Below are 24,414 nucleotides of genomic sequence, written 5' to 3'. Positions count from 1 at the left end.
AGACGCTGAACATGACCAACAACCGCAAAACCCTCTTGATCGGCTCGGTGCTCGGCGTTGCCGTGCTGGCCGGCATCGTCGGCCCCTGGCTGTTTGGCAGCGACCAGCGCCAGAGTACCAACGATGCCTATGTGATCGCCGACTACACCGTGGTCGCGCCCAAGGTCGCAGGCTTCATCAAGGAAGTGCTGGTTGAAGACAACCAACAAGTCCAGGCGGGCCAGCTGCTGGCCACCATCGATGCGCGCGACTACCAGGCGGCGCTGGACGCCGCCCAGGCCCAGCTGCTGGTGGCCAAGGCGCAGAGCGCCGATGCCCGCGCCACCCTCGAACGCCAGGCCGCCTTGATTGCCCAGGCCCAGGCGGCGGTGGCGGCGGCCCAGGCCGAGGCGTCGTTCGCCGACCACGAAGTCAACCGCTACAGCCGCCTGGCCGAGCAGGGCGCCGGCACCGTGCAGAACGCCCAGCAGGCGCGCAGCCGTGTCGACCAGGCCCGGGCCCGCCTGGCCAACGCCCAGGCCGCGCTGGTGGCTACCCGCAAGCAGGTGGACATCCTCACGGCCCAGGTGGCCAGCGCCGATGGCCAGCTCAAGCGCGCCGAAGCGGGCCTTGAAAAGGCCCAGCTGGATCTGTCCTACACACGCATCACGGCGCCGGTGGACGGCATGGTCGGCGAGCGGGCGCTGCGCGTGGGGGCTTTCGTCAACCCGGGGGCGCGGCTGTTGTCGGTAGTGCCGCTGCAGCATGCCTACGTGGTCGGCAACTTCCAGGAAACCCAGCTGACCCACGTGCAACCAGGCCAGCCAGTGCACATCAGCGTCGATACCTTCGCCGGCGAAACCCTCAAGGGCCATGTCGAGAGCATCGCCCCGGCCACGGGGGTGACCTTCGCCGCAGTCAAGCCGGACAACGCCACCGGCAACTTCACCAAGGTGGTGCAGCGCATTCCGGTGAAGATCGTCTTCGATGACGGCCAGCCGCTGCTCGAACGCCTGCGTGTGGGCATGTCGGTGGAAGCGACCATCGACACCCAGGGCGAGCCACTGGCCGGTAAAGAGGTAAGTGCCCGATGAGCCCTGCCATTCGTTTGAGCCCGTTGTTGCTGGCCGTGCTGATGGCCGGCTGCACCCTCGGGCCGAATTTCCAGCGGCCCGATAGCCAAGCGCCTGCCCAGTGGGCCGCGCTGCAAGGTGAGGCTGCCGCCAGCCAACCCCAGGCCGAGCCGCTGGAGCTGCGCTGGTGGGAAACCTTCCACGATGCCCAGCTGAGCGCGCTGATCCAGCGCGTGGCGGATAACAACCTCGACCTGCAAATGGCCAGTGCGCGCTTGCTGCAGAGCCGCGCCCTGCGCAGCACGGTGGCGGCCGACGAGTCGCCGTCGCTGGGTGCCAGCGCCGGTTACAGCCGGGCCCGCAACAGCGCCGAGGGCCTGAGCGACCCTTCCGGCAAGGCCGGCAAGGAAGCGTTCAACCTCTGGCAGGGTGACCTGGTGGCAGGTTGGGAGCTGGACCTGTGGGGCCGTGTACGGCGCCAGGTGGAAGCGGCCGATGCCAGTGTCGAAGTGGCCGAGAACGACCGCCGTGGGGTACTGCTGGCGCTGCTTTCGGAAACGGCCGGCAACTACATCCAGCTGCGCGCCGTGCAGCACACCCTTGAGGTGACCCGCGACAACCTCAAGGTTGCCCGGCACAGCCTGAAGCTGTCTGAAGACCGCCAGGCCGAAGGCGTGGCGACCCGCCTGGACGTGGCCCAGGCCAGCGCCCAGGTCGCGTCCATCGAAGCACGCCTGCCGAGCCTGGAGGCCCGGCGCGACGACTTGATCAACGCCCTCAGCCTGTTGGCCGCCGAGCCACCACGCAGCCTGCAGGCCCAGTTGCTGCAAGGCGGTGAGCTGCCGGCCCCGCAGCAAACATTCGCCATTGGCCTGCCGTCCGAGCTGGCTGAGCGGCGCCCGGACATTCGCCAGGCCGAGGCCCGCCTGCACGCCGCCACCGCCAGCATTGGCGTGGCCAAGGCCGATTTCTACCCGAGCATCCGCCTGTCTGGCAGTGTCGGCTTCCAGGCCATGCAGTTGTCGGACTTCGGTGCCTGGGATTCGCGCCGTTTCGCCTTTGGCCCGCAGTTGTCGTTGCCGATTTTCGAGGGTGGCCGGCTCAAGGGCAACCTGCAGCTGCGTGAGGCGCAGCAGCAGGAAGCGGCGTTGAACTACCGCAAGGTGGTGCTCGGCGCCTGGCATGAAATCGATGATGTGCTACGCCTGTACAACGCCAGCCAATTGCGTCGCGAGCATTTGGCAGAGGCGGTGCGGCAGAACCGCATCGCCCTGGAAACGGCCCAGCGCCAGTATGTGGAAGGGGCGGTGGACTTTCTCAATGTGCTGACCGTGCAGAGCGCGTTGCTGGCCAGCGAAGAGCAGTGGATCGACAGCTCGGCGGCGGTGTCGCAGGCCCTGGTGGGGTTGTACAAGGCCCTGGGCGGTGGCTGGCAGGCGTTTGACGAGAAAGCGTAAGGCGGGGGCTGCTGCGCAGCCCATCGCGATCTGTGGTCGCTCCTACCGGGCCCATCGCGACCTGCGGTCGCTCCTACCGGGCCGATCGAATCCCCTGTAGGAGCGACCGTAGGTCGCGATGGGCCGCAAGGCGGCCCCAACAAATCCCCAGAGCAGCGAGGAGGCACAGATGCACATTTCCTTGAACGGCAAGCGCGCCATCGTCAGCGGTTCCACCGCCGGCATCGGCCTGGCAATCGCCATGGGCCTGGCCGAGGCGGGCGCCGAAGTGGTGCTCAACGGCCGCACCCAGGCCCGTGTCGACGAAGCCCTGCAGGCCGTGCGCGAGCGCCTGCCCCAGGCGCGCATCATCGGCATTGCCGCCGACCTCAGCACCCAGGCCGGCGCGCAGCAACTGTTCGACCAGGTGCCGCACACCGACATCCTGGTCAATAACCTTGGCATCTTCGAACCCAAGCCGTTCTTCGAGATCGATGATGCCGACTGGCAGCGCTTCTTCGACGTCAACGTGCTCAGCGCCGTGCGCCTGTCGCGCCATTACGCCCAGGGCATGGCCGAGCGCAAATGGGGGCGGGTGCTGTTCCTGTCCAGTGAGTCGGCCTTGCAGATCCCGACCGAAATGATCCATTACGGCATGACAAAGACCGCGTTGCTGGCGGTGTCCCGTGGCCTGGCCGAAACGCTGGCGGGCACTGGGGTCACCGTCAACGCGGTGCTGCCGGGGCCGACCCGCTCGGAAGGGGTGGGTGATTTCTTCGCCAAGCTGGCGCAGGAGCAAGGCGTTTCCACCGATGAGTTGGAAGCCAACTTCCTGGCCGAGCACCGGCCGACATCGCTGATCAAGCGGCTGGCGACGGTGGAGGAAGTGGCGAACATGGTGGTGTACTTGGCGTCGACACAGGCCAGTGCAACGACCGGGGCTGCCTTGCGGGTGGATGGCGGGGTACTGCGCTCGATTGCCTGATTGTGGTCGCCTGGGCCGGCCCTTTCGCGGGGCAAGCCCGCTCCTACCAACACCAGCAACAACGCGGACAATGTGGGAGCGGGCTTGCCCGCGAAGAGGCCGACACCGATATCAGAGGGGGCGGAGTAACCCAAAGCGCTTGCGCAACGCCCAGTCCAGCAGCCGCCCAGGCAGCAACCGGGCCATCAACGGCAGCGCCGTGCTGCCATTGCCCAGCCTGACCAGCGCAGGCACCGGCGCCTTGCCGACCGCCGCCAACACCCCTTGGGCAAACGCCGCCGCCGAGGTCGGCTTGTCCTGCGAGGCCCGTGCCCGCGCCTGCACATGCTCACGCAACGGCCACCACGCCGAGTCCGCCGCCAGCACCTGGTCGGCCTGGCGCTGGGCATTGCTGGCGAACTGCGAGGCGATCGCCCCGGGCTGCACTTCCATCACCTGCACACCGAACGGCGCCAGCTCCAGGCGCAGGGCATCGCTCAAGGCGTGCACGGCGGCCTTGGATGCGCAGTAGGCCCCGGCGAACGGGGTGACCAGCACCCCCGACACACTGCCGATGTTCACCACCAACCCTCGCGAGCGGCGCAGCAGCGGGAACAGCGCGCGGGTGACGCCGACCACGGCGAACACATTGGTTTCGAACTGTTGGCGCATCGCCTCGACACCGCCATCGAGCAGCGGGCCCATGGCACCGTAGCCGGCGTTGTTGATCAGGATATCGAGGGTTTCCAGTTCATCGGCCAGGCGGGCCAAGGCCTCGCTGTCGTTTACGTCCAGTTGCCGGGCGGTGAAGCCGGCGGCCTGGAGCCGCTCGACGTCTTCAGGCTTGCGGGCGGTGGCCCAGACGTTGTGGCCGGCATCGCGGAAGGCGTCGGCCAGGGCGCGGCCGATGCCGCTGGAACAACCGGTGATCAGGACGGTGGGCATGGTGGGGGCCTGTTGGCAGGTGAGGTGTGGGTGGACCTGTGCCGGCCTCTTCGCGGGGCAAGCACAGGCGCTAGATCAATTGGCAAATGTACCCTGCAGATGCTCAGCACGGAATTCGAGTGTCTGCGCCCGATACCCCGAGCGCAGCGGCGGCAACGGCAGGCAGTCTTTCCACTCGGCCCCCGGTTGCAGTTCACCCGGCCCACGGTAGCGCGGTGCGTTGTAGGTGTTCTCGGCCAGGTTCACGGTATCGCCCGGCGCATACGCCGCCACGCGCCAGCGCAACTCGGTGAGCGGGGCCTTGTTACCGTTTTTCATGTGCACCTGCAGGGCGCGGTCGGCGGGGCAGTGTTCGGGGGCGTAGCTCAGGCGCAAGTCCAGGCGTGCCAGTTGCGAGGCTTCGCGGCTGTCCTGCCAGATCACCAGCAGGGCCACCAGGCCAAGGCCACAGACGGCCGCCAGGGAAATCGGCAGGGCCTTGGCTGGGTAGCGCAGCAGCAACACCAGCCAGGTGAGAATGAGAAAGGCACCGATGATCATGGCGTGCTCAGACCTAGGTTGCGCAGGTTTGACCATCGTAGCCTTAAATGGCGGGAAGGGGGGAGGGCTTTGCCCTCCATTCGCGGGGCAAGCCCGCTCCTACAAGGCCTGTAGGAGCGGGCTTGCCCCGCGAATGGGCCTCACTTATTGGGCGATGGTCTTCACCGAAACGCCGCGCTCGACGGGTGTGGAGGTTCGCCCATACACATCCTCGAAGCGCTCGATATCATCCTCGCCCAGGTAGCTGCCAGACTGCACCTCGATGATCTCCAGCGGAATCTTGCCCGGGTTGCGCAAGCGGTGGATCGAGGCGATCGGAATGTAGGTCGACTGGTTCTCGGTGAGCAGGAACACATTCTCGTCGCAGGTGACCTCGGCAGTGCCGGACACCACGATCCAGTGCTCGGCACGGTGGTGGTGCATCTGCAACGACAGGCTGGCGCCCGGTTTCACGGTAATGTGCTTGACCTGGAAGCGCCCGCCCATGTCCACCGAGTCGTACGAGCCCCACGGGCGATACACTTCCAGGTGGTTCTGGGTTTCGCTGCGGCCCTGTTCGTCCAGGGTCTTGACCATCTGCTTGACGCCCTGGACCTTGTCCTTGTGGGCAATCATCATCGCGTCCTTGGTTTCGACCACCACGATGTTCTCAAGGCCAATCACCGACACCAGCTTACCGTTGCCGTGGATCATGCAGTTGCGGCTGTCCTGCACCACCACGTCGCCCTTGGTGACGTTGCCATCGGCGTCCTTGTCGTGCACTTCCCACAGCGACGACCAGCAGCCCACATCGCTCCAGCCAGCCGACATCGGCACCACGCAGGCGCGCTGGGTCTTTTCCATCACCGCGTAGTCGATGGAGTTGTCCGGGCAGCATTCGAAGGTAGCTTCGTCGATGCTCAGCACATCGCCGTCTTCGTCGCTGCGCTCCAGGGCCAGCAGGCAGGTGTCGTAGATGTCGGAATCGTGGCGCTTGAGTTCTTCCAGGAAGCGGCTGGCCCGGAACAGGAACATGCCGCTGTTCCAGAAGTACCCCCCGGCGGCGACGAACTCGGCGGCGCGCTGCTCGTCGGGCTTCTCGACGAACTGGGCCACCCGGGCGATACCTTCAGGCAGCAGGGCGTCCTGGCTGGAGCGAATGTAGCCATAGCCGGTTTCCGGTTTGCTGGCCGGCACGCCGAACAGCACCATCTCGCCCCGCTCGGCGGCCACGGTGGCCAGGGCCAGGGCACGCTGCAGGGCCTTCTGGTCGTCGATCACATGGTCGGCGGGCAGTACCAGCATCAGCTCGTCACGGCCTTCGTTGACCAGCTTCATGGCCGTCATGGCCACGGCCGGTGCGGTGTTGCGGCCGAATGGCTCCATCAGGATGCCCTGGGTTTGCAGGTTCAGCGCAGCGAGCTGTTCCTGGACGATGAACTTGTGGTCCTTGTTGCAGACCACGATCGGGCTGTCCATGCCTTCGAACACCAGGCGCGACAAGGTTTGCTGGAACAGCGTGTGTTCACCGGTCAGGGCCAGGAACTGCTTGGGGAACTGTTTGCGCGACAAAGGCCACAGACGCGAACCGCTACCACCAGAAAGAATTACCGGGATCATCATGTTTCTCCAATAGTCGTTATGAGGCAGGGGGATCAGTTGCTAGCCACGGGGCGAGTTACCCACACCGGCGACACGTTGCTGCCGGAACCCGTTACGTACAGCACGGCGGCTTCGCCACGCTCCAGGGCGACCGGTTTCAGGTCGCTGACTTTCTTGTTGCCTTCGAACAGGGCCAGGTTGACCTTGACCGGGTTGATTTCACGCTCGCCACGGCCCTGGGTGGCCACCGACGGCACCACTTCGGTCTTGCCGTCGGCGGTCTTCAGGGTCACGGCCTGGTCGCTGAGGTTCTGCACCCGCACCAGGGCTTTCTGCTTGTTCTTGAACGGCGGCTCTTCAATCAGCTGGGGGGTGGCGCTGCTGCTGTTGACCAGGGTGTAGTACTTGTCGGCGGCCAGCTTCACCGGCACGCTCTTGCCGCCAACCTGGGCGGTGTAGTCACCCCCTGGCAGGAAGCTGAAGTCGCTGCTGGCCTGGGCGCCCACCTGCTTGATCTGGGTGTTGCCGACGCTGGCTGCAGCCGGGCTGCTCGCTGCGTTGTACAGGCGCACGAAGGTCGAGCCTTTTGGCGCGCTCGGGCCATACAGCGCGGCGTCGGCGCCGGCGAAGGCCTGCATCGAGGCAAGGGAAAGGCCGGCCGCAAGGGTGAGGGCTTTGGCAATGGAAGTCTTGGTAGTCATGTGCGTTTCCTCTCTTTCTATCAGTGGTTCGCCCGGGTGGACGACAAGGCCAGGTTTTCTTCGGATTGACGGGAGTGCTTCAGCTGCGCGATCCACTGCGGGTCGAAGCTGCTGAGGTCGTTGCCCATGGGCAGGTAACGTTCGGGGAATTCCCACACCACCACTTGTGGCGCGGCGTTCTTGAAGGCATCGCTTTGCAGGTACTTGAGCATTGGCAGCAGTGGGCCATGGCCGTCCTCGGCGTAGTTGGCAACGTCGCTGTGCAGCGCCTGCTGCAGCGCGCCGAGGAAGTTCCAGTGCGGGTTGGCGCTGTAGCTGGTGCCCACCAGGGCCACTGGAATCTGCGTGTCGGTGAACAGGGCGTCGCCGTTTTCGGCATCGGCCGAGGCTGGGCGCGTGGTGCGTTGCTGGAGGTTGTCCGGGGTCGGTAGCAGGTTGCTGAACAGCGGGTCCAGGGGCAGGAAGTTGGTCAGGTCGCCCTTGTACGGGGCGGTGCTGCCGGCTTCGGTGATGAAGGCCTGTGGGTCACCGTTGAGCAGGCTCTGGCGGCTGACCGCTTCGGCCAGCGCCTGCGCCGCCACTTCGGCGCCCATCGGTGTCCAGTGGGTGTCGGTGCGCAGGAACACCTGGCCGCGGGCCTTGGCCTGTTCCATGGCGGCCATCAGGTCGGGGGCGAACACGTTCGCTTGGCGCGCCTGGGCATGAAACTGGTTGTACAGGTCGTCATGCAGGCTGGCAGGTTGCTCCTTGCCGATGTACTCGGAATACACCCGCGCCTTGGCCGGGATGATCGCCAGCACCAGCTGGCTGCCGTGCTTTTGCAGGGTGTCGCGCACGCCGCGAATCAGCGCCAGGTTGTCCTGCATCTGTTGCTCGGCACCGGCGCTGGGCTTGAATTCTTCGTCGCTGAACAGCCATTGGTCGCGCCCCAGCACCACGCCTGGGCGGCCTTCGTTGAACAGCTTGAAGTCGAGCGCGGCCCAGAGGTTGGTGCCCAGGCGCTTGATCGGGAACTGGTCGTCGTAGTGGGTTTCGGCGGCCTTGGCCAGCTTGCCGTTGAGCAGGGTCATGTGCTCGGTGCGCTGGAAGCTTTCGAATCCAGCGGTGGACCAGGCGCCCATGCCCACCAGCAGGCCGAGGAACGACAGGGAATAGGTGACACGTAATGTCCGGGTCATGGCATCCACCTCAGAACTGGAAGTACAGGAACGGCGAGTAGCTTTGCGCCGAAAGCTTGAGGATCGAGGCTGCGAACAGCAGCAGGATCAGGACGCGGGACATCACCCGGGTCCAGTCCAGGCCAAGCGAGCCGTCGGCGTTGAGCTGCAGCGGTGTAGTCGTGTCAGTTGGCCGGGCGTTGCGGTAGAAGTCGCGCAGGCCGAAGAACGCCAGGGTGAGGTAGGCAATGACCAGGGTCGCTACCTGCAGGCCGGTGAGCTGGGCGCGGTTGAGTTCCGACAGCTGCCAGTCGCCGAAGCTGAACATGGCGCCGTACATGCGGGCGGCGACGTGCAGGTTCTCGGCGCGGAAGATCACCCAGCCGACCACTACCAGCAGGAAGGTGAAGGCCCACTTGACCGGGTTGAAGCGCTGCGGGTTGGTGTCGATGCCCAGCGCTCGCTCGATGGCCAGCCACATGCCGTGCCAGGCGCCCCAGAGGATGTAGGTGAAGTTGGCGCCGTGCCACAGGCCACCGAGCAGCATGGTCAGGAACAGGTTGCGGTAGGTGTTGAAGGTGCCTTTGCGGTTGCCGCCCAGGGTGATGTACAGGTAGTCGCGCAGCCAGGTCGACAGGCTGATGTGCCAGCGCCGCCAGAACTCGGTGATCGACTGGCTGATGTACGGCTGCTTGAAGTTTTCCATGAAGCGAAAGCCCATCATCAGCCCCAGGCCGATGGCCATGTCGCTGTAGCCGCTGAAGTCGAAGTACAGCTGCGCGGTGTAGGCCAGGGCACCGAGCCAGGCGTCACCGGTGGTGGGGTTTTGCAGGGCGAAGCAATGGTCGGCGACCACCGCCAGGGTGTCGGCGATGAACACTTTCTTGATGAAGCCCTGCATGAAGCGGGTGCAGCCTTCGGAGAACTTGTCCAGGGTGTGGGTGCGGTTGTTGAATTGGTCGACCAGGTCCTTGAAGCGCAGCACGGGGCCGGCGATCAGGTGCGGGAAGATCGCCACGAATGCGGCGAAGTCGATCAGGTTGCGGGTGGCCGGGGTGTCGCCGCGGTACACGTCGATGATGTAGCTGATCGACTCGAAGATGTAGAACGAGATACCGATTGGCAGCAGCACGTGGGTGAGGATGAACGGCTCCAGGCCAAACGAGGTGATGATCGCGTTGAGGCTGTCGACGCCGAAGTTGGCGTACTTGAAGTAGCCGAGAATCGCCAGGTCCACGCCCACGCCCAGCAGCAGCCAGCGTTGCGCCGGTTTGCTGCGCACACCGGCGGCGCCGACTTTCAGGCCGATCCAGTAGTTCCACAGGGTGACGCCGGCGAACAGGGCGAGGAAGTCGACCCGCCACCAGGCGTAGAAGATGTAGCTGGCGACCAGCAACAGCAGGTTGCGATAGCGTTGCCCGCTCAAGTAGTAAAGGCCGAGGAAAACCGGCAAGAACAGGAACAGGAACACGTTGGACGAGAAGACCATCCCGGTTCTCCTTTTTGTTCACAGCATCCGGGGCACAGCGCCCCCCAAACCCCCCACGCACATGTGGAGGGCTACCTAGATCCCCTTGTAGGAGCGGGCTTGCCCCGCGAAGGCGTCAGCGCGGACATCGCCGTTACCCGTTCCGGCCTATTCGCGGGGCAAGCCCGCTCCTACAAAGGGGGTTTGCGTTACTTTTTCGGGTCGTAGACCCGGGTTACATCGCCGCCAAGCCTGAAGCTGTTGAACGGCTGCATGTGCTGCTTGCGCTGCAGGGTGTCGCCCACGCAGTGGTACAGCGCACACCAGGGTTCGAGCCAGGCGTACTTGCTGTTGACCTTGAGGTCGGTCAGGTCCTGCTGCTCACCGGCGCGTTCCTTGAAGTGGCTGGGGTCGCGGGCGCCGGCCAGCACGCCTTCGCCCAGGCGCTGCAGGGCGAAGTTGTTTTCCGCGCGCAGGTCCACGCCGTTGGCCTGGGCGAAACTGGCGATCATCGCCAGCGGCGGCAGGGCGTAGTTGTGGTAGGCCAGGGCACGTTGGCGGCGCTTGATCTCGTTGGGCAGGAAGCCCTGCTCGTCGACCTGGTTCACGCCCACCTTGTATTCCTTCACCGCCCAGTCGAACAGGTCGCGGCGGTCGGTGGCCACGGCGGTGGCCATGACCGACCAGGCCGCCCAGTAGCTGTGGTTGTTGATCTTCGCCAGGGGCAGGCCGCTCCAGTCGCGCACGGTCTGTTCGGCCAGGCGGGCGAACCACTTCTCGATCAACTCGGCCTCGGCCTGGTGCGCAGCCAGTGGTTGTGAGTTGGAGAACTTCAGGCGCAGCCACGAACCGCTCATGCTGCCCAGCGCCCATTTGCGCATGGACTTGCCGGTGTGGTTGAAGTCGGTGGACAGCAGCGCATCGGCGCGGGCCCAGGTGCCCAGCCAGGTCAGGGCACAGTCGAGCTGCGCCGGGCGGCCATCGCGCATGTACTGGCCGACCATCTTGCTGACGCCTTTTTCAAGGCCGGTGATGTCTTCGGTGGAGGTGCGGAAGGCTTTTTCCGAGGCGGCGTTGAGGGTCGCCCGGGCCTTGTCGGAGCCTTCGTACTTGCTGCGGAACTGCAGCGCGCCGGTGAAGGGCTTGGGCGCCGGCGCGCAACGGAAGTTGCCGTCGCCGGTCTTCATTTTCTCGATGCCCTCGTAGTAGCCCTGCGGTGGCACCAGCGCCGCGTGCGCGGCGCCGCCGAACAGTGCCAGGGTGAGCAGGGCGGGGCTGAATATTCGCTTGATTGCAGTCATGGGGCGCCTCACTGGCCGGCCTGCGCGGTTTGCGCGGGCACGGCAAAGTTGTTGCGTTTGCAGAGCTTGGCCTCGACCTTTTGGGTGCCGCTTTCCGGGCCCTGTACCTCAAAGGCCAGCAGGCTCTGGCTGGCCCAGTCCTCGTCCTCACGCATCTGGAAGACGAAGCGGCCGTCGGTGTCGGAGGTTTCCGGTTTTTCCAGCTTGATGTCTTCGTGGCGGCCGTTGAGGTACCACAGGGTGGCCTGCAGCACTTTCACCGACGGGTCTTCGAACTTCACGTCCATCTGCAGGTTGCGGTTGACCAGGTTCTTGATCACGCCACCCTTGCCGTTGACCATCAACTCGTTCTTGCCGGGCTTGAGTGTGGTGCTGGCGCTCATCAGTGCCGGGCGTGCGTCGCAGCCGTCATCGAGCAGGGCTAGGATCTGCCGCCAGATGGTTTCCTGGTCCAGGCGATACAACGGCGAGAATTCCCAGATGAGAATCTTCGGTGGGTGGTTCTGGAACTCCTCGCTGCCCAGGTACTGGATCATCGAGCCTTCCAGGCCGCCGCCAGGGAAGGCCACGTTGAGCACGTCGGCGCCGATGTACTGCTCCAGGAAGCCGGAGAAGTTGTAGTTCTTGCCACTGTGGCTGGTGCCGACCAGGGTGATCTGCGCATTGCCGCTGTCGCCGAACAGGTCGTCGCCGCCGCCGCTGGCGCCTTTCGGCTCGGTGGCGAACTGGTCCATGTACTGCACCGCGTAGCTGGTGCCGCACAGTTGCCCGGCCACGTTGTGCAGGGTGCCGGTCTTGCCCATGCGCCCGGACTTGTGGGTTTCGAATGCCTTGCGCGGGATGCCTTCGAAGGCCGGCATCTGCTGCACGGTGTTGGCCACGATCTTCGCTGCGCGCTCGGCGCCATACGGCGTCCAGTGCTGGTCGCCACGGAAGTAGAAGTCCTTGCCCTGGTCGGCGGCGGCCAGCTGTTCGTTGGTCAGCGGCGACAGGTCGGGCACGTTGTAGCCCATGCTGGCGAAGCGCTTGAGCATGGCCTGGTAGTTGCCCAGGGCCTTCTGGTAGTCGAAGGCGGCTTTCTCTTCGGGCTTGAGCATGTTGCGGTTCACCAGGCCACGGGTGGGCTGGTAGACCACCACCAGTTCCACACCGCGTTTCTTGAACGCATCGTGCACCTGCTGCAGGCGCTTGTAGCCGGCGGGGGTGGTGTTGAATTCGGTGCGCAGGTCTTCGCGGGTACGGAACAGCCAGTCGCCCTGGGCTTGTACCAGGGTGGTGAAGTTCTGCTGGTAGCGGGTGGTGTAGCGGCTGGCATCGTGCGCTTCGGGGCACAGCTGGCAGCAAGGCTCGGCGGTGAAGGTGGGCGCCTTCACGTCGCCTGCGCGCACGCCCTGGCTGATGGCCAGGAGGGCGGCAGACAGGCCCAGCAGTTTCATCAGGTGTGGAGTCATGGTCTGGGCTTCCTTAATCGAGCATTTCGGTCTGGCGTTCGACCGGGTCGATCAGCACGGCCTTCTGCTGGCGCACCAGCAGGTCGAGGATTTCGTCCTGGCGCTCGCCGAGCACACCGTTGAGGCTGATGCCGCTGGCCTTGCGCGGGGCGAGCATCGACACCTTGTACAACTCCACCGACAGCGGCGAGTCGATCGACAGGGGGCCGGAGCCGTTGGCCGCCAGCTCGCCACCGACCACGATCAGCGACACCTTGGCGTCGAATGGGTCCAGGGCTATGTCGCGGTCGGTGTCGGACAGGTCCTTGATATGCCCGTACACGCCGACCAGGCCGTTGGCCATGGCGATGTTGTCGTACAGGCGAATGTTCACGCTGTTGCGCACGCGAATGCCGTGGCGGCGGTTGTTGATCAGCTTGTTGCCCCAGATCAGGTTGTCGCCGCTTTCGTACAGGGTGATGCCGTCGGTGTGGTTGCGGTAGATCTCGTTGTAGGCCACCAGGTTGTTGACGCTGTTGCGGTCGATCACCACGCCCGAGAGTTTGTTGTCGTAGCTCTTGTTGTGGATGATCCAGCTGTCGTTGACCTCACGCGAGACGATGATGCCGTGCTTTTTCTTGGTGCCGTACACCGTGTTGCCGGCGATGATCAGCCGGTGCGAGCGGTCGTGGGGGTCGATGCCATAGACGATGTTGTCGTGGTAGGTGCTGTCCTTGACCACGAAGTCGGCGGTTTCATAGCAGTAGAAGCCGTACCACATGTCGCTGAAGGTCGAGCCGAGGATCCAGCCGGTGGGTTCGGCGCGGCCTTTCTGCTTGGACATGTTCGGCGTGTACTGGGAAATGCTCACGCCATAGGACTTGGACTTGGCATAGCCGAAGCTGGCCATCGTGGTGTTGACGATGTACGTCTCGGTGCCGCCCCACGACAGCAGGAACGGGCGAAACTCCTTCGGCGTGCGGAAGGTCGCCGGGCCGTTGTCCTTCTCGCGCCAGCCGGTCACCTGGGTGTCGGTGATGAACAGCTTGCCGTCGTTGACCAGGAACGCGCCGCCTTCCTGGGACAGGCGCAGCTGCTTGACCTTGCCGTCGATTTCGAGAATGCCCTTGTTGCCGACCACGATCGGCAGGCGCGCCAGGTACACCCCAGGTTCCACTTCGCTGAGGTACTGCCGGGGCACCTTCTTGCTCAGTTCGGCCAGGTCGACGTGGCCGTCGTCGATGAAGATCGCCTGGGGAATGCCATGCTGGCGCTGCACCCACTCGGCGGCCTTGTTGTCGCCGCCGACGAATTCCTTGAGGGTGTCTTCCTGGAACATGCGGCGCAGGCTGACCTTGCCTGTGTGGCTGCGGTCGATCTTCCGCTGCACGGCAGCGGCGGTGTAGCCGCTCAGGTCGGGCAGCTTCGGCGGGTCCATCTGCAAGGGCTCGATGGGCGCGCTGGCCACGGTGTAGGTCTTGGCCTGCTGCAGTTCCTTGGCGTGCACCTGGGGCTCTGCGGCTGCGGCCAGCCCACTGGCCAGCAGCAGGGCGCTGGCCAACAGGCTGTGACGGATGTGCGGGTGAAGGTTCATCAGGTTTCTCCCGGCCTCAGAAGCGCCAGATCACGTCGACGAAGGCGCGGTGCATGTACGAGTCCGCTTCCTTGCCATAGGCATCGCCGGGCTTGAACACACCGGCACGCAGGCGCACCAGTGCCGACGGTTCGTCGATCGCCTGGCTCATCGAGGCCGGCAGCAGGCCTTGCTTGAAGTACTTGGTGACGACCACGTCCATTTCCTGGCCGAGGTCTTTCTCGCCATCGACCAACTGGCGGTTTACGCCGTTGTCGTCGACCACTGCGTTGATGCCGCTGGAGCCGATGTTCTGGCTGCCGTCGACACGCCAGAACTTGTGGTAGATGAAGCTTGCGTCGTAGTCCTCGCGCAGCTGCCAGGAGGCGAACAGGGTGGCGGCCTGCAGGTTGCCCAGCTCGCCACGGAAGGCCTCGCCGAAACGGTGCACGCGCGAGCGGGTGCCGGTGTAGTTGGAGCGGTTGCTCTCAAGGCCGGTTTGCTCGAAGTTGTTCGAGCCATCGTCGCCACCGCCGCCGCTGCCACGGGCGTAGGCCGCGCCCACCTGCCACTGTGGGTCCAGGCGCAGGCGAATACCGAGGTCGGTGGCCCAGGCGTTGACGTTACCGCTCTGCTTGCCGGTGGCAACCTGGTCGTCACCCACTTGCTCGGTGCTGAGCTTGTCGCGGTCACCGGTCAGCCAGGTGACACTGCCCCAGTAGTTGACGGTGTGGTCGTTGCGCCAGTTGTAGGCGTCGCTGTTGGCTTCAAGGCCCAGCCAGGTGAGGTCGCCGGTGCGGGTTTTGTCCAGCGCGTCGACGGTTTCGCCGGGGTTCTTCAGGCTGCCGCTGTCATGGGTGTGGTGGGCGCGCAGGCCGACCCAGTGGCCGGGCGTCCATTGCGCGGCAACGTTGCCGTAGAGGTGCGTGCGGTCCTTGTCTTGCGGGGCCAGCTCAGTGAGGTCGGTGCGGTATTCGCTGAAGCGCTGGGCCACGCCCAGGTCGGCCTTGAGCAGGGTGGTGTCGAAGGTCCAGTTCAGCGCTTCGATGTTGGTGTCGCGCCACATGCCGTCGTCACTGCGCAGGCGCTGGCGCCCCAGACGCAGCTGTTCGCCGGGGTAGGCGGTGAGGCCGCTGTAGCCAACCCAGAATTCGCGCATGGCCAGGTAGCTTTTGTCGGGCTGGCGGCTGTCGCTGCCGGTGTCGGTGGTGGTGCCGTCGTCGTTCTGGCGCAGGGTGTCGGTTTCGATGGTGTCGGTGGCCGCCACCGCCTGGCCCATGGCGTAGGCGCTCCAGTTGCCGCGCTCGCCGTACACCCAGGGGCGCAGGTCCAGGCCCAGGCCGTTGACGTCGCCACCAGGGCGGGTGCCCAGGTCGCGGTCGTCCTCGGACTGGCCGGTGATTTTTACTTCCAGGCCGAAGTTCTTCTGGGCGGTGATGTCCGCCAGGGTCGGGCAGGACCACAGCAGGGCGAAGCTCAGGCCGATGCCGGCTTTCACGAAGGGGTTGAGCGTCATAGCGAGTCCTCGGCTTCTACTTCGGGGTCTTCGTCTTGCAGGGCATCGAGTGCCAGGGTGCGACGCCCTTGGGCCATGCTGCCGCGGGCCTGCTGTTCCTGCGCGAGCAGGCCCTGGGCCTGGGTACGCTGCTCGGGCGTGAGTTGTTGATCGAGTTGCTGCAGCAGCTCGGCCGATTGCGCTGTCGGGCTGGCCTGCGACAGCTGGGCGAATACCCAGGCGTTGCTGGGTTGCGGGCGGATGCCGTGGCCTTCGCTGAACAGCTGGGCGAGGGCGTAGTCGGCGCTGTTCTGGCCGCCCCGGGCGGCGCTGAGCAGGTGGTCGACGGCTTTTTGCGGCTGCACCTCGCCCAGGTATCCGCGGCGGTACAGCTGGCCGAGGTAGTAGTGGGCGCTGATTTCACCGGCGTCGGCGGCGGCCTGCAGGTGCTGCTCGGCCTTCACGGCATCGGCCGGCACGGTCTTGCCTTCGTAGTACAGGCGGCCCAGCAGCAACTCGGCGCGCGGTTGTTCGGCTTCGCGGCCCTTGTCGATGTAGGCCATCAGCTGGTCGGTATCGCCAAGCTCGGGGAAGTCGTACAGCACCTGCGCCAGGCTGACCCAGGATGCCGGGTTGGCCGGGGCAACCTGTTCGAGCAGGGCCTTGGCGGTTTTCTCGTCGGTTTGCCCGAGGCTGCGGTCGGCCAGCACCCGCGCCACGTTGTCGACTCGGGTGGCGGGCACCGCGCCGCGGGCATAGGCCGACTGCAGCTGCTGCAGCAGCGCTGCCTGCTGGTCGGCCTGGCCGCGTTTCTGGTACACGGTGGCAAGCTCGGCGTAGCACACGTCCATGCTGTTCAGGGCTTGCTTGCACAGCTTCTCCACGTCGTCCAGGTGCTGGTCGTAGGTGCCCTGGGTGCGATAGAGCAGGATCTGCGCCAGGCCGGCTTCCGGGTAGCCGGCGGCTTGCCACTGCTCGATCTGTTGCTGGGCGTTGACCTTGGGGAAACTTTGCGGATACAGCAGGTACAGCATCGCCAGGGGAATCAGGGTTTTCTGTTCGCCTTGTTGGGCGGCCAGCTTGAGCAAGGTTTCGGCTTCTTCGCGTTCGGCCTGGGTGCTGTCGGGCTTGGCCACCAGCAGGCGGCCAAGGCGCACCTGGGCTCGGGGCGAGGTGGCGGCGGCGGCGCGGTAGGTGGCTTCGGCCTGCTTGAACTGGCTGGGGTCGCCGGTCGATACCTTGATATCGGCCAGGCCCACTTGCGCGTCGCTGTAGCCCAGGTCGGCCAGCGCCTGGTAGTTGCGTTCGGCCAGGGCGGTGTCGCCGCGCTTGAGCGCTTCGTTGGCCAGGCGCTGGTCGGGCAGGCCTGAGCAGCCGGCCAGGGTGATGGCAGCAGCCAGGGCACACCAGGCCAGCGGGCGCGCGCGGTGCGCGCGTTCGCGGGGCAAGCCCGCTCCTACAAACAGAGCAGGGAGCGACTCGGAGCCTGTAGGAGCGGGCTTGACCCGCGAACGAGGGCGCAGCCCTCGCAAAGGCACTGTACGAATCATCGGCGTAATCCCCTTACAGGCCACGGGCCACGGCTTTGTCGATCAGCCAGTTCAGCGACGGGCCACGGTCGCTGTTGACCGCCGCCGGGCGCCCGGCCAGCTCTGCCGGCAGGCCATCGTCAGGCTTGATCTGCACGCGGATGTCGGAGGCCAGGTCTTCGCTGTTGAGGCTGGCGCTGCTGACGATCTTGCCGGTGCGCACGTCGTCTTCGCCGGCGACCTGGAAGTTGACCCGGGTGCCTGGCTTGACCTCGTCGAACTGGCGGTAGCTGAAGCGCGCCTCGACCGTTGGATTGGTGGTGCGCGGCACCAGCTGGAAGATCGGCTGGCCCTTGGCGGCGTACTGGCCGTCGTCCACCAGCTGGCGGGCGACCACGCAATCGCAGGGGCTGGTGAGGGTGCCGGACAGCTGCTTGCCGAACAGCTCCTCGATTTTCGCCGGCTCCAGCTGCGAGTCGTCCAGGCTGCCCTTGAGCATGTCCAGCATGCTGGTGGTGAAGGTCGCCAGCGGTGCGCCCTTGGCCACTTGGCCACCGGTTTGCACCAGGCTGCTGACGGTGCCGTCGCGGGGCATGGTGACGTTGCTGGTCGGCACCGCCACCACACCGGCTTCGGCATGGCTGACGAAGTACATGCCGTACAACGACTTGGCGACGAAGCCGAAGGCTGCCACACCGACCACGAACACCCCGAGGGTCACGGTCACGGCCTTGAGCCGGCCAAACGCCGACAGGCCGCTGCCACCGTCCTTCTGCTTGCGCGCCTTGGTGAAGTTGTCGCGCTGCAGGGTGCTGAGCACATCGCCCACGCTGATCAGCTCTCCGGACAGGTGGGTGGTGATGATGTGGCGCAGGGTGGCGATGTCACGCGGCTCCAGGTTCTGGAACTGCGCGCCGGTGCGGCCGCTGCCGCTCTGGTAGGCGCGCACCTGGAACTCGATGTCCATCGACAGGCCGAGGTTGTCGACCGTGAACTGCAGGCGACCGCGCAGCACGTCACCGACGTTCAGGGGCTGTTTGGTGTGGAAGCTCAGGCCACCGGCGGAGAGGTCGTCGACCTTCACATCGTGGGCCTGGCGCTCGCTGTCGAGAAAACGCAGCTTGGCCGGGATGCGTACCCGGGCGTGTTGGCGCTGGGCTTCGGACTCATGCACGACGTTGACGTTCACGGCGGTATTCATCTGGTGTTGTTCCTGTTAGTTCCGATCCGGGTTGGGCTCACACGACCATGAACAGCACAGCGACGAAGATGCTGGCAGCCGAGAAGGTCATGGTCCGTGAGGACCAGGTGTTGAACCATTGTTGAAAACTGGCGAGGTCACGCTTGAGGGCAGTGGGCTGGCGGGTCCAGGACTGCTTGTCGAGGCGGAAGAACACGTAGATCTTCATCAGCGCGCCGACGATCTGGTTGTAATAGAGAATCAGCGGGTAGGCCGGGCCTACGTTGTGGCCGGAGCACAGCAGCATGATGGTGAGGATCAACCGGGTAATGCCGATCCACAGCAGGTACACCAGCAGGAACGCCATGCCGAACTTGAGGCTGGCGATCACCGCCACGGTCAGGCCCAACAGGCTGGTCCACATCGACACGCGCTGGTCGAACAACACGATGCTGGTGAACAGGCCCAGGCGGCGCAGGCCAAGGCCCAGGGCGCGGGAGTTCTGCCGCAGGTTGTTGCCGTACCAGCGGTACATCAGCTTGCGGCTGGCCTTGAGGAAGCTCTTCTCCGGCGGGTGCTCGACCGTGTTGATGGCGGCGTCCGGCACGTAGAAGGTGTCGTAGCCCAGGCGCATCAGGCTGAACCAGCTCGACTTGTCGTCACCGGTGAGGAACTTGAAGCGGCCCAGGCGCCAGTGCATCAGCGAGTCGCTTTCGACGTCGGCAATGAACTCGGGGTTGGTGACCACGCTTGCGCGGAACATCGACATGCGCCCGGTCATGGTCAGCACGCGCTTGGACAGGGCCATCGAGCACATGTTGATGTGGCGCTGGGCGAAGCGCAGCTTGTGCCATTCGCTCATGATGTAGCCGCCGCGTACTTCGCAGAATTCGTTGGTGGTCAGGCCACCGACGTTGGGGTAGAGCTTGAACCAGGGCACGGTCTTGTTCACCACGCCTTCGGCGAGCACGGTGTCGCCGTCGATCACTGCCACCACGGCGTTCTCGTCCGGCAACATCCGCGAGATGGCGCGAAAGCCGTAGGCCAGGCCATCGCGCTTGCCGGTGCCGGCGATGCGCACGATGTCCAGGGTGACGCGCTCGGGCGGGTTGTACTTGGCCCACAGGCTCTTGACCAGCAGCTCATCGGACATCTCCACCAACGAGCAGACCACGGTGGTGGGGTAGCCGCAGTCGATCGCTTCGCGGATCACTGAGCTGTACACCTGGGCGGTGGTCAGCGCCTCGATGCGAAAGCTGGTGACCATCAGGTACACGTGCGACGGGTCGGCGGCCTTGCCCATCTTCTGCACCTTGCGCCGCAGGTAGGGGTACACGCCGTAGAGGAAGATCATGCCGCGGATGAAATGGGTGGCGCCCATGGAGTAGCGCCAGATGCCGACTGCGCCGACCAGGAAGATGAAGTGCTTCGACTGCGAGTCGAAGATATCGGCTGGCAGGGCCAGGGCGATCAGCATGAGCAGGCTCATGTAGAGCAGCCACCCGGCGCACTGCAACAGCACGGTCTGGAGCCTTTGCATGTTCAGCATCCGTCGAGAATTCGGGAAAGGTTGGGCGACGCAGGTGGGGAGGCCTGCGTCGCCCGGCCGAGGGCTTACCAGCAGATGCCTTCGGTACGGCTGGTGGCGCAGGTCGACTTGCTCATGAAGCCGACCAGGTCGATCACCTGCTTGCCGACCGGCGCTTGCTGGGCAAGGGCGCGGAACTGCTCGTCACGGTTGCCCAGGACGATGATGTCGGCGTTGTCGATGACTTTCTGGAAGTCGCCATTGAGCAGCGACGAGACGTGGGGGATCTTCGACTCGATGTATTCCTTGTTCGCCCCGTGAACGCGGGCGTACTCGACGTTCTCGTCGTAGATGTCCAGTTGGTAGCCCTTGCCGATCAGGCGTTCGGCCAGTTCCACCAGTGGGCTTTCGCGCAGGTCGTCGGTGCCGGCCTTGAAGCTCAGGCCAAGCAGGGCGACCTTGCGCTTGTCGTGGCTTTCGATCAGGTCGAAGGCGTTCTGCACCTGGGATTCATTACTGCGCATCAGCGAATCGAGCAGCGGGGCACGCACGTCGAGGCTGGCGGCGCGGTAGGTGAGGGCGCGCACGTCCTTGGGCAGGCACGAGCCGCCGAAGGCAAAGCCTGGGCGCATGTAGTACTGCGACAGGTTCAGGGCCTTGTCCTGGCACACCACGTCCATCACGTCGCGGCCATCGACACCCACGGCCTTGGCGATGTTGCCGATCTCGTTGGCGAAGGTGACCTTGGTGGCGTGCCAGACGTTGCAGGTGTACTTGATCATCTCGGCCACTTCGATCGGCTTGCGGATGATCGGTGCGTCGAGTTCTTCGTACAGCGCCTGCAGCACGTCGCCGCTGGCCTGGTCGAGTTCGCCGATGACGGTCATGGGCGGGTGGTCGTAGTCCTTGATTGCAGTGCTTTCACGCAGGAATTCAGGGTTCACCGCGACACCGAAGTCGACGCCGGCTTTTTTGCCCGAGCAGTCTTCGATGATCGGGATCACCACGTTCTTGACGGTGCCAGGCAGCACGGTGCTGCGCACCACGATGGTGTGGCGGCGGTTGGTGTCGCGCAGCACGTAGCCGATTTCGCGGCACACCGACTCGATGTACTCAAGGCCCAGGTCGCCGTTCTTCTTGCTCGGGGTGCCGACGCAGATCATCGACACTTCGCTTGCGCGGATGGCTTCGGCGAAGTCGGTGGTGCCGCGCAGGCGGCCATTGGCGATGCCTTGCTGCAGCAGTGCTTCCAGGCCAGGTTCGACGATGGGCGACTTGCCCTGGTTGATCAGGTCGATCTTGGTCTTGGACACGTCCACACCAATCACGTCATGGCCACGTGCCGTCAGGCAGCCTGCACAGACCGCACCCACATAACCCAAACCAAAGATGCTGATACGCATCGCTATCACCTCATGTGTTTATCACGCCGGCACCTCCGGGAAGTGCCGAGCTGGGTTGATTAACAACAGTTTTTGGGCGCACGGGTCCATGGCGAATGCACACTTCGCCGAGCGCAGGCATGAATGAAACCGTCGCGCACAAAGTTGTGCACTAATAAATGGCAGCCATCGGCCAATAATTAAAAGGCGTGCCCCGTATTGCAGCCGTCTTTATTGCAGTGCGCTACATGGCGCAATGCTGTGCTTGTTCTTTCAAGTGGAAAAATCCTTTGAAATCAACCACTAGGACGATTTTTGAAGGGCGCGTTACTCCTTGATATACAGGGCCTCGGGCATTTCCGTTGCGACTGTTGAATGCTGAAGGCGGGTATCGATACCTGCCGCGTTGTCATCTGTAAGTCATCTCTCACACGGTAACAGCGTGAAATTCGTTACGGCACTATGAGCGATGGCAAGCGGGAGAAGTTCCTGGGTGGGTTCCGCTTCGATGAAAGATTTCTAAATAATTTTTCAGTGGCAAATACTTTCAATTTGATAGCACGTCGGAGTTTTACCCCCGGTTATAAAGGACGAAACTGAGAGGCGGTGTTGTTATGCCATCACGTGAAAATATTTTTCAAAATCCGTCAAAAAAGGTACGAACGGTCTTATGGCGTTTGGCGATAACCCTGTGCATGTCGTTTTTTTGGCGTCGTAATTATGGCTTGATGGCAATTTGAAGCCTTTCCCTTGAACGGGGCGTTGGCCTCCACACATCCGGAAACACACCAAGACCTTACGAAAACTAAGGTTTTAGCCCAGGCGGCCGTTAACCCTCTGAGGACGCCTTGTGGGGGCTGTCCATGAACGAAGGAGCGTCTTGGGCAGCCTCGGGCCGATAGCCAGTGAGGGCGTCTCATCCATAAACACATGGAAGAGATGAGAGTAAGCTGATGAAAAAGACAATGCAGATCGTGTTGGGCGGTGCTTCGTTGCTGCTGGTGGGGATGGTGGAGGCGGGGCCGAACGTCGCTGTGACGTTTAAACATCTGGGTAGCGAAGACGCTGTGCTCAAGATGGTGACGACCAATGAAAGCAGTACCTACCAAGTTGCAAGCCCAAAACCTAAAGCGACGGTCAAACCCAAAGAAACCATCAGTTTCGACGTGCAGCGATCAGTGAGTCCGGATGTCAATGCGGCCATGGTTCGTTATGTCCAAGGTCGCAAAACGTGTGCGTTCGGAACCATATTTCAGATGAAAATGTTGCCCGGAGGAATCAAGCAACCCCAGTGGACCAAAACCGCCACGCCGAGCGGAGGGGCTAATTGTACGGCGACTATAACTCGAACGAATGCTGACTATTCATGGGCTGTTGAATTTACCATGAATTAAGAGCTGTCCCAGTGGCCGCACATCGCGTTAAGCCTGATGTGTGGCTGCTATTAGATAGCTCAGTGCATCAGGAGATTTGAGGAATGGATATTCAGAAAGTTTTGAATAATTCTGCTGTTGTTACTCGCGGTTCCCCTGTGGAACGGCAGCAGCCCGTAGTTGGTTCGGATGAGTCAGGGTTGACAGTAGTGCGTGAGGAAAACTCGTCGGAGCAGCAGATTTCGAACCTCGCGCGCCAGCTTGCGGCGGCGGTTGAGAGGGCCGCAGTGCGAGATGCGAAGCTGTCCCGCTCAGAGTTGGCAGCGTTAGCTTCAAAGATTAATGACAAGCTTTCAGGGGGTAGTTATGCGTTTAGCAAAACATCCTACGATGCTTTCTTACCAGATACAGATGATGCTGAGCTTCTTGAGCGGGCTAGGCAAGCAACGGCCTTTGCGAACGGCAAGGGGGCGAATCCCTTCGCAGGGCTTTCAACCGATCAGTTAAGTTTAATTGCCTATGACGAAGGTGGTGATTTTACCGTTAATGAACGAAGAGCAGCCAGTTTTGAATTGAGCGGGCAACGCGCAGCTTGGAGTGTGTATATTGTTCAGAAAATGGATATTGAACGCCAGCAGAGCGGCCGCACAGACCAAGGTATTCATGAAATAATTGATTACTACAGAACGCTGCCTTCTATAGAGGAAGCTCAAATTCCAGGTAACTGGGAAGTTGACTTCATGATGCTGTTGAATCGTCAAGAAGTTGAGTGGCCTGAGTTCAAAACATCATTGGTCGATATCATGGCAAATGATTGGGGTAAACGGGAGCAACCCTCTAAGGCCCACGAAGACGTTACGTTCGACAGAGGGTCGGTGCAGGACAAATCCCTGTGACCCCGATCATTGAGCTGCAAAGCGTCAGTCGACAGCTAATCGGTCATCCCGTCCTGCAGGGTTCGTCCTTAGCCGTGACTCAAGGCGGATCTTGCGCCATTGTCGGCGCGTCTGGCTCGGGCAAAAGTACCTTGTTGAACATCATCGGCCTGCTCGATCAACCCTGCCAAGGCAAGCTGCCACTGGATGGGTGCGACATGTCCAATGCCGATGCAGGCATACGAGCCGTCACCCGCAACCGCCTGCTCCACACATCCGGAAACACACCAAGACCTTACGAAAGCTAAGGTTTTAGCCCAGGCGGCCGTTAACCCCCTGAGGACGCCTTGTGGGGGCTGTCCATGAACGAAGGAGCGTCTTGGGCAGCCTCGGGCCGATGGCCAGTGAGGGCGTCTCATCCATAAACACATGGAAGAGATGAGAGTAAGCTGATGAAAAAGACAATGCAGATCGTGTTGGGCGGTGCTTCGTTGCTGCTGGTGGGGATGGTGGAGGCGGGGCCCCTTGTGGAGGTGACCATCAAGAACCTTGGGAACCAGCAAGCGGTTATGAAGCTGATGACCTCCAATGAGACCAGTACCTACCAGATAGCCAATCCTCAACCCGACCAAAAGATTGAAAAAGGTGCATCAACCTTCATGCGCGTTCAAAGGGTCGTGAGCCCAGACGTAAATGCGGCGATGATTCGCTACACGATGGGCGGCAAGACCTGTGTATTTAGTACGACATTCCAGTTACGAACATTGTCCAATGGCATGAAGCAGCCGGAGTGGACCAAAAAAGCAACGCCAAGTGGCGGAGCGTCCTGCACGGCGACTATCACTGGGACTGCGGCTGACTACTCCTGGAAAACAGAGTTCACCATGAAGTAAGAGCACATTAA

General features: G+C 63.3%; 21 protein-coding genes. 7 read left to right on the top strand and 14 right to left on the bottom strand.

Features of this window, described 5'->3' with window-relative positions; all coding sequences use genetic code 11:
* The first annotated feature begins 11 nt into the window (after positions 1–11).
* The 3 genes from F3J44_RS06585 to F3J44_RS06575 all read left to right on the top strand — a co-directional run bounded on the left by F3J44_RS06585 (position 12) and on the right by F3J44_RS06575 (position 3,473).
* Positions 12–1,073, top strand: coding sequence for an HlyD family secretion protein (locus tag F3J44_RS06585; RefSeq protein WP_167065701.1), 1,062 nt, complete (start codon positions 12–14; stop codon positions 1,071–1,073).
* Positions 1,070–2,509, top strand: coding sequence for an efflux transporter outer membrane subunit (locus F3J44_RS06580; protein ID WP_167065698.1), 1,440 nt, complete (start codon positions 1,070–1,072; stop codon positions 2,507–2,509). Before F3J44_RS06585 ends, F3J44_RS06580 begins: the two co-directional genes overlap by 4 nt.
* A 169-nt stretch (positions 2,510–2,678) precedes the next feature.
* Positions 2,679–3,473: an SDR family NAD(P)-dependent oxidoreductase gene (locus tag F3J44_RS06575; protein ID WP_167271255.1), complete on the top strand. Its 795-nt coding sequence runs from the start codon at positions 2,679–2,681 to the stop codon at positions 3,471–3,473.
* A 111-nt stretch (positions 3,474–3,584) separates the two neighbouring features.
* Here the strand turns inward: F3J44_RS06575 and F3J44_RS06570 are convergent, their stop codons facing one another.
* From F3J44_RS06570 to F3J44_RS06505, 14 genes are all read right to left on the bottom strand, one after another.
* Entirely contained in the window at positions 3,585–4,397 is an 813-nt protein-coding gene (locus F3J44_RS06570) for an SDR family oxidoreductase (RefSeq protein WP_167271253.1), read from the bottom strand.
* 75 nt (positions 4,398–4,472) lie between these two features.
* Positions 4,473–4,937, bottom strand: coding sequence for a multidrug transporter (locus F3J44_RS06565; RefSeq protein ID WP_167065689.1), 465 nt, complete (start codon positions 4,935–4,937; stop codon positions 4,473–4,475).
* 144 nt (positions 4,938–5,081) lie between these two features.
* Complete coding sequence (locus F3J44_RS06560) at positions 5,082–6,539, bottom strand: mannose-1-phosphate guanylyltransferase/mannose-6-phosphate isomerase (RefSeq protein ID WP_205299724.1); 1,458 nt, start codon at positions 6,537–6,539, stop codon at positions 5,082–5,084.
* Between the two features lie 32 nt (positions 6,540–6,571).
* Positions 6,572–7,219 carry an alginate O-acetyltransferase AlgF gene (locus F3J44_RS06555; RefSeq protein ID WP_167271251.1) on the bottom strand — a complete coding sequence of 216 codons (648 nt, stop codon included), beginning with the start codon at positions 7,217–7,219 and terminating at the stop codon, positions 6,572–6,574.
* 20 nt (positions 7,220–7,239) lie between these two features.
* Positions 7,240–8,397 carry an alginate O-acetyltransferase gene (locus F3J44_RS06550; RefSeq protein ID WP_167271249.1) on the bottom strand — a complete coding sequence of 386 codons (1,158 nt, stop codon included), beginning with the start codon at positions 8,395–8,397 and terminating at the stop codon, positions 7,240–7,242.
* Between the two features lie 10 nt (positions 8,398–8,407).
* The gene (locus F3J44_RS06545) at positions 8,408–9,865 is read right to left on the bottom strand and encodes an MBOAT family protein (RefSeq protein ID WP_167271247.1); all 1,458 of its coding nucleotides are present in this window, start codon (positions 9,863–9,865) and stop codon (positions 8,408–8,410) included.
* Positions 9,866–10,053: 188 nt separating this feature from the next.
* Positions 10,054–11,145, bottom strand: a complete 1,092-nt coding sequence (locus F3J44_RS06540; RefSeq protein ID WP_167271245.1) for a mannuronate-specific alginate lyase — start codon at positions 11,143–11,145, stop codon at positions 10,054–10,056.
* A gap of 8 nt (positions 11,146–11,153) precedes the next feature.
* A complete protein-coding gene (locus F3J44_RS06535; RefSeq protein ID WP_167271243.1) occupies positions 11,154–12,596 on the bottom strand; it encodes an alginate O-acetyltransferase in 1,443 nt (480 codons plus the stop codon).
* Positions 12,597–12,609: 13 nt separating this feature from the next.
* A complete protein-coding gene (algG, locus tag F3J44_RS06530; protein ID WP_167065669.1) occupies positions 12,610–14,169 on the bottom strand; it encodes a mannuronan 5-epimerase AlgG in 1,560 nt (519 codons plus the stop codon).
* A gap of 16 nt (positions 14,170–14,185) precedes the next feature.
* The gene (locus F3J44_RS06525; RefSeq protein WP_167271241.1) at positions 14,186–15,664 is read right to left on the bottom strand and encodes an alginate export family protein; all 1,479 of its coding nucleotides are present in this window, start codon (positions 15,662–15,664) and stop codon (positions 14,186–14,188) included.
* Positions 15,661–17,091: an alginate biosynthesis TPR repeat lipoprotein AlgK gene (algK, locus tag F3J44_RS06520; RefSeq protein WP_205299723.1), complete on the bottom strand. Its 1,431-nt coding sequence runs from the start codon at positions 17,089–17,091 to the stop codon at positions 15,661–15,663. Before algK ends, F3J44_RS06525 begins: the two co-directional genes overlap by 4 nt.
* Positions 17,092–17,206: 115 nt before the next feature.
* Complete coding sequence (locus tag F3J44_RS06515; RefSeq protein WP_167065660.1) at positions 17,207–18,373, bottom strand: PilZ domain-containing protein; 1,167 nt, start codon at positions 18,371–18,373, stop codon at positions 17,207–17,209.
* 37 nt (positions 18,374–18,410) lie between these two features.
* Positions 18,411–19,892 carry a mannuronan synthase gene (gene alg8 / locus F3J44_RS06510; protein ID WP_205299722.1) on the bottom strand — a complete coding sequence of 494 codons (1,482 nt, stop codon included), beginning with the start codon at positions 19,890–19,892 and terminating at the stop codon, positions 18,411–18,413.
* Positions 19,893–19,966: 74 nt separating this feature from the next.
* On the bottom strand, positions 19,967–21,283 hold the full coding sequence (locus F3J44_RS06505; protein WP_167065654.1) for a nucleotide sugar dehydrogenase: 1,317 nt from the start codon (positions 21,281–21,283) through the stop codon (positions 19,967–19,969).
* Positions 21,284–22,215: 932 nt separating this feature from the next.
* Here F3J44_RS06505 and F3J44_RS06500 point away from each other — a divergent pair.
* From F3J44_RS06500 to F3J44_RS06485, 4 genes are all read left to right on the top strand, one after another.
* Positions 22,216–22,656, top strand: coding sequence for a hypothetical protein (locus tag F3J44_RS06500; RefSeq protein ID WP_167271235.1), 441 nt, complete (start codon positions 22,216–22,218; stop codon positions 22,654–22,656).
* Positions 22,657–22,739: 83 nt separating this feature from the next.
* Positions 22,740–23,531: a hypothetical protein gene (locus tag F3J44_RS06495; RefSeq protein ID WP_167271233.1), complete on the top strand. Its 792-nt coding sequence runs from the start codon at positions 22,740–22,742 to the stop codon at positions 23,529–23,531.
* The gene (locus tag F3J44_RS06490) at positions 23,528–23,818 is read left to right on the top strand and encodes an ATP-binding cassette domain-containing protein (protein ID WP_370526709.1); all 291 of its coding nucleotides are present in this window, start codon (positions 23,528–23,530) and stop codon (positions 23,816–23,818) included. Before F3J44_RS06495 ends, F3J44_RS06490 begins: the two co-directional genes overlap by 4 nt.
* Positions 23,819–23,962: 144 nt before the next feature.
* On the top strand, positions 23,963–24,403 hold the full coding sequence (locus F3J44_RS06485; RefSeq protein WP_167271231.1) for a hypothetical protein: 441 nt from the start codon (positions 23,963–23,965) through the stop codon (positions 24,401–24,403).
* Positions 24,404–24,414 lie beyond the last annotated feature (11 nt).

The organism is Pantoea sp. Tr-811, from assembly GCF_011752535.1.
Taxonomy (GTDB): domain Bacteria; phylum Pseudomonadota; class Gammaproteobacteria; order Pseudomonadales; family Pseudomonadaceae; genus Aquipseudomonas.
Note: the sequence above shows the minus strand (reverse complement) of the source record. Positions and strands in the feature narration are given on the sequence as shown.

Bases quoted from the DNA above. Each gene is read 5' to 3' on its own strand.
- F3J44_RS06515 (WP_167065660.1), bottom strand. From the start codon at position 18,373: ATGAATACCGCCGTGAACGTCAACGTCGTGCATGAGTCCGAAGCCCAG.
- F3J44_RS06550 (WP_167271249.1), bottom strand. From the start codon at position 8,397: ATGACCCGGACATTACGTGTCACCTATTCCCTGTCGTTCCTCGGCCTG.
- F3J44_RS06565 (WP_167065689.1), bottom strand. From the start codon at position 4,937: ATGATCATCGGTGCCTTTCTCATTCTCACCTGGCTGGTGTTGCTGCTG.
- F3J44_RS06585 (WP_167065701.1), top strand. From the start codon at position 12: ATGACCAACAACCGCAAAACCCTCTTGATCGGCTCGGTGCTCGGCGTT.
- F3J44_RS06505 (WP_167065654.1), bottom strand. From the start codon at position 21,283: ATGCGTATCAGCATCTTTGGTTTGGGTTATGTGGGTGCGGTCTGTGCA.
- F3J44_RS06535 (WP_167271243.1), bottom strand. From the start codon at position 12,596: ATGACTCCACACCTGATGAAACTGCTGGGCCTGTCTGCCGCCCTCCTG.
- F3J44_RS06540 (WP_167271245.1), bottom strand. From the start codon at position 11,145: ATGACTGCAATCAAGCGAATATTCAGCCCCGCCCTGCTCACCCTGGCA.
- F3J44_RS06495 (WP_167271233.1), top strand. From the start codon at position 22,740: ATGGATATTCAGAAAGTTTTGAATAATTCTGCTGTTGTTACTCGCGGT.
- F3J44_RS06545 (WP_167271247.1), bottom strand. From the start codon at position 9,865: ATGGTCTTCTCGTCCAACGTGTTCCTGTTCCTGTTCTTGCCGGTTTTC.
- F3J44_RS06575 (WP_167271255.1), top strand. From the start codon at position 2,679: ATGCACATTTCCTTGAACGGCAAGCGCGCCATCGTCAGCGGTTCCACC.
- F3J44_RS06555 (WP_167271251.1), bottom strand. From the start codon at position 7,219: ATGACTACCAAGACTTCCATTGCCAAAGCCCTCACCCTTGCGGCCGGC.
- F3J44_RS06525 (WP_167271241.1), bottom strand. From the start codon at position 15,664: ATGACGCTCAACCCCTTCGTGAAAGCCGGCATCGGCCTGAGCTTCGCC.
- F3J44_RS06485 (WP_167271231.1), top strand. From the start codon at position 23,963: ATGAAAAAGACAATGCAGATCGTGTTGGGCGGTGCTTCGTTGCTGCTG.
- F3J44_RS06560 (WP_205299724.1), bottom strand. From the start codon at position 6,539: ATGATGATCCCGGTAATTCTTTCTGGTGGTAGCGGTTCGCGTCTGTGG.
- F3J44_RS06500 (WP_167271235.1), top strand. From the start codon at position 22,216: ATGAAAAAGACAATGCAGATCGTGTTGGGCGGTGCTTCGTTGCTGCTG.
- algG (WP_167065669.1), bottom strand. From the start codon at position 14,169: ATGAACCTTCACCCGCACATCCGTCACAGCCTGTTGGCCAGCGCCCTG.
- F3J44_RS06580 (WP_167065698.1), top strand. From the start codon at position 1,070: ATGAGCCCTGCCATTCGTTTGAGCCCGTTGTTGCTGGCCGTGCTGATG.
- alg8 (WP_205299722.1), bottom strand. From the start codon at position 19,892: ATGCAAAGGCTCCAGACCGTGCTGTTGCAGTGCGCCGGGTGGCTGCTC.
- F3J44_RS06570 (WP_167271253.1), bottom strand. From the start codon at position 4,397: ATGCCCACCGTCCTGATCACCGGTTGTTCCAGCGGCATCGGCCGCGCC.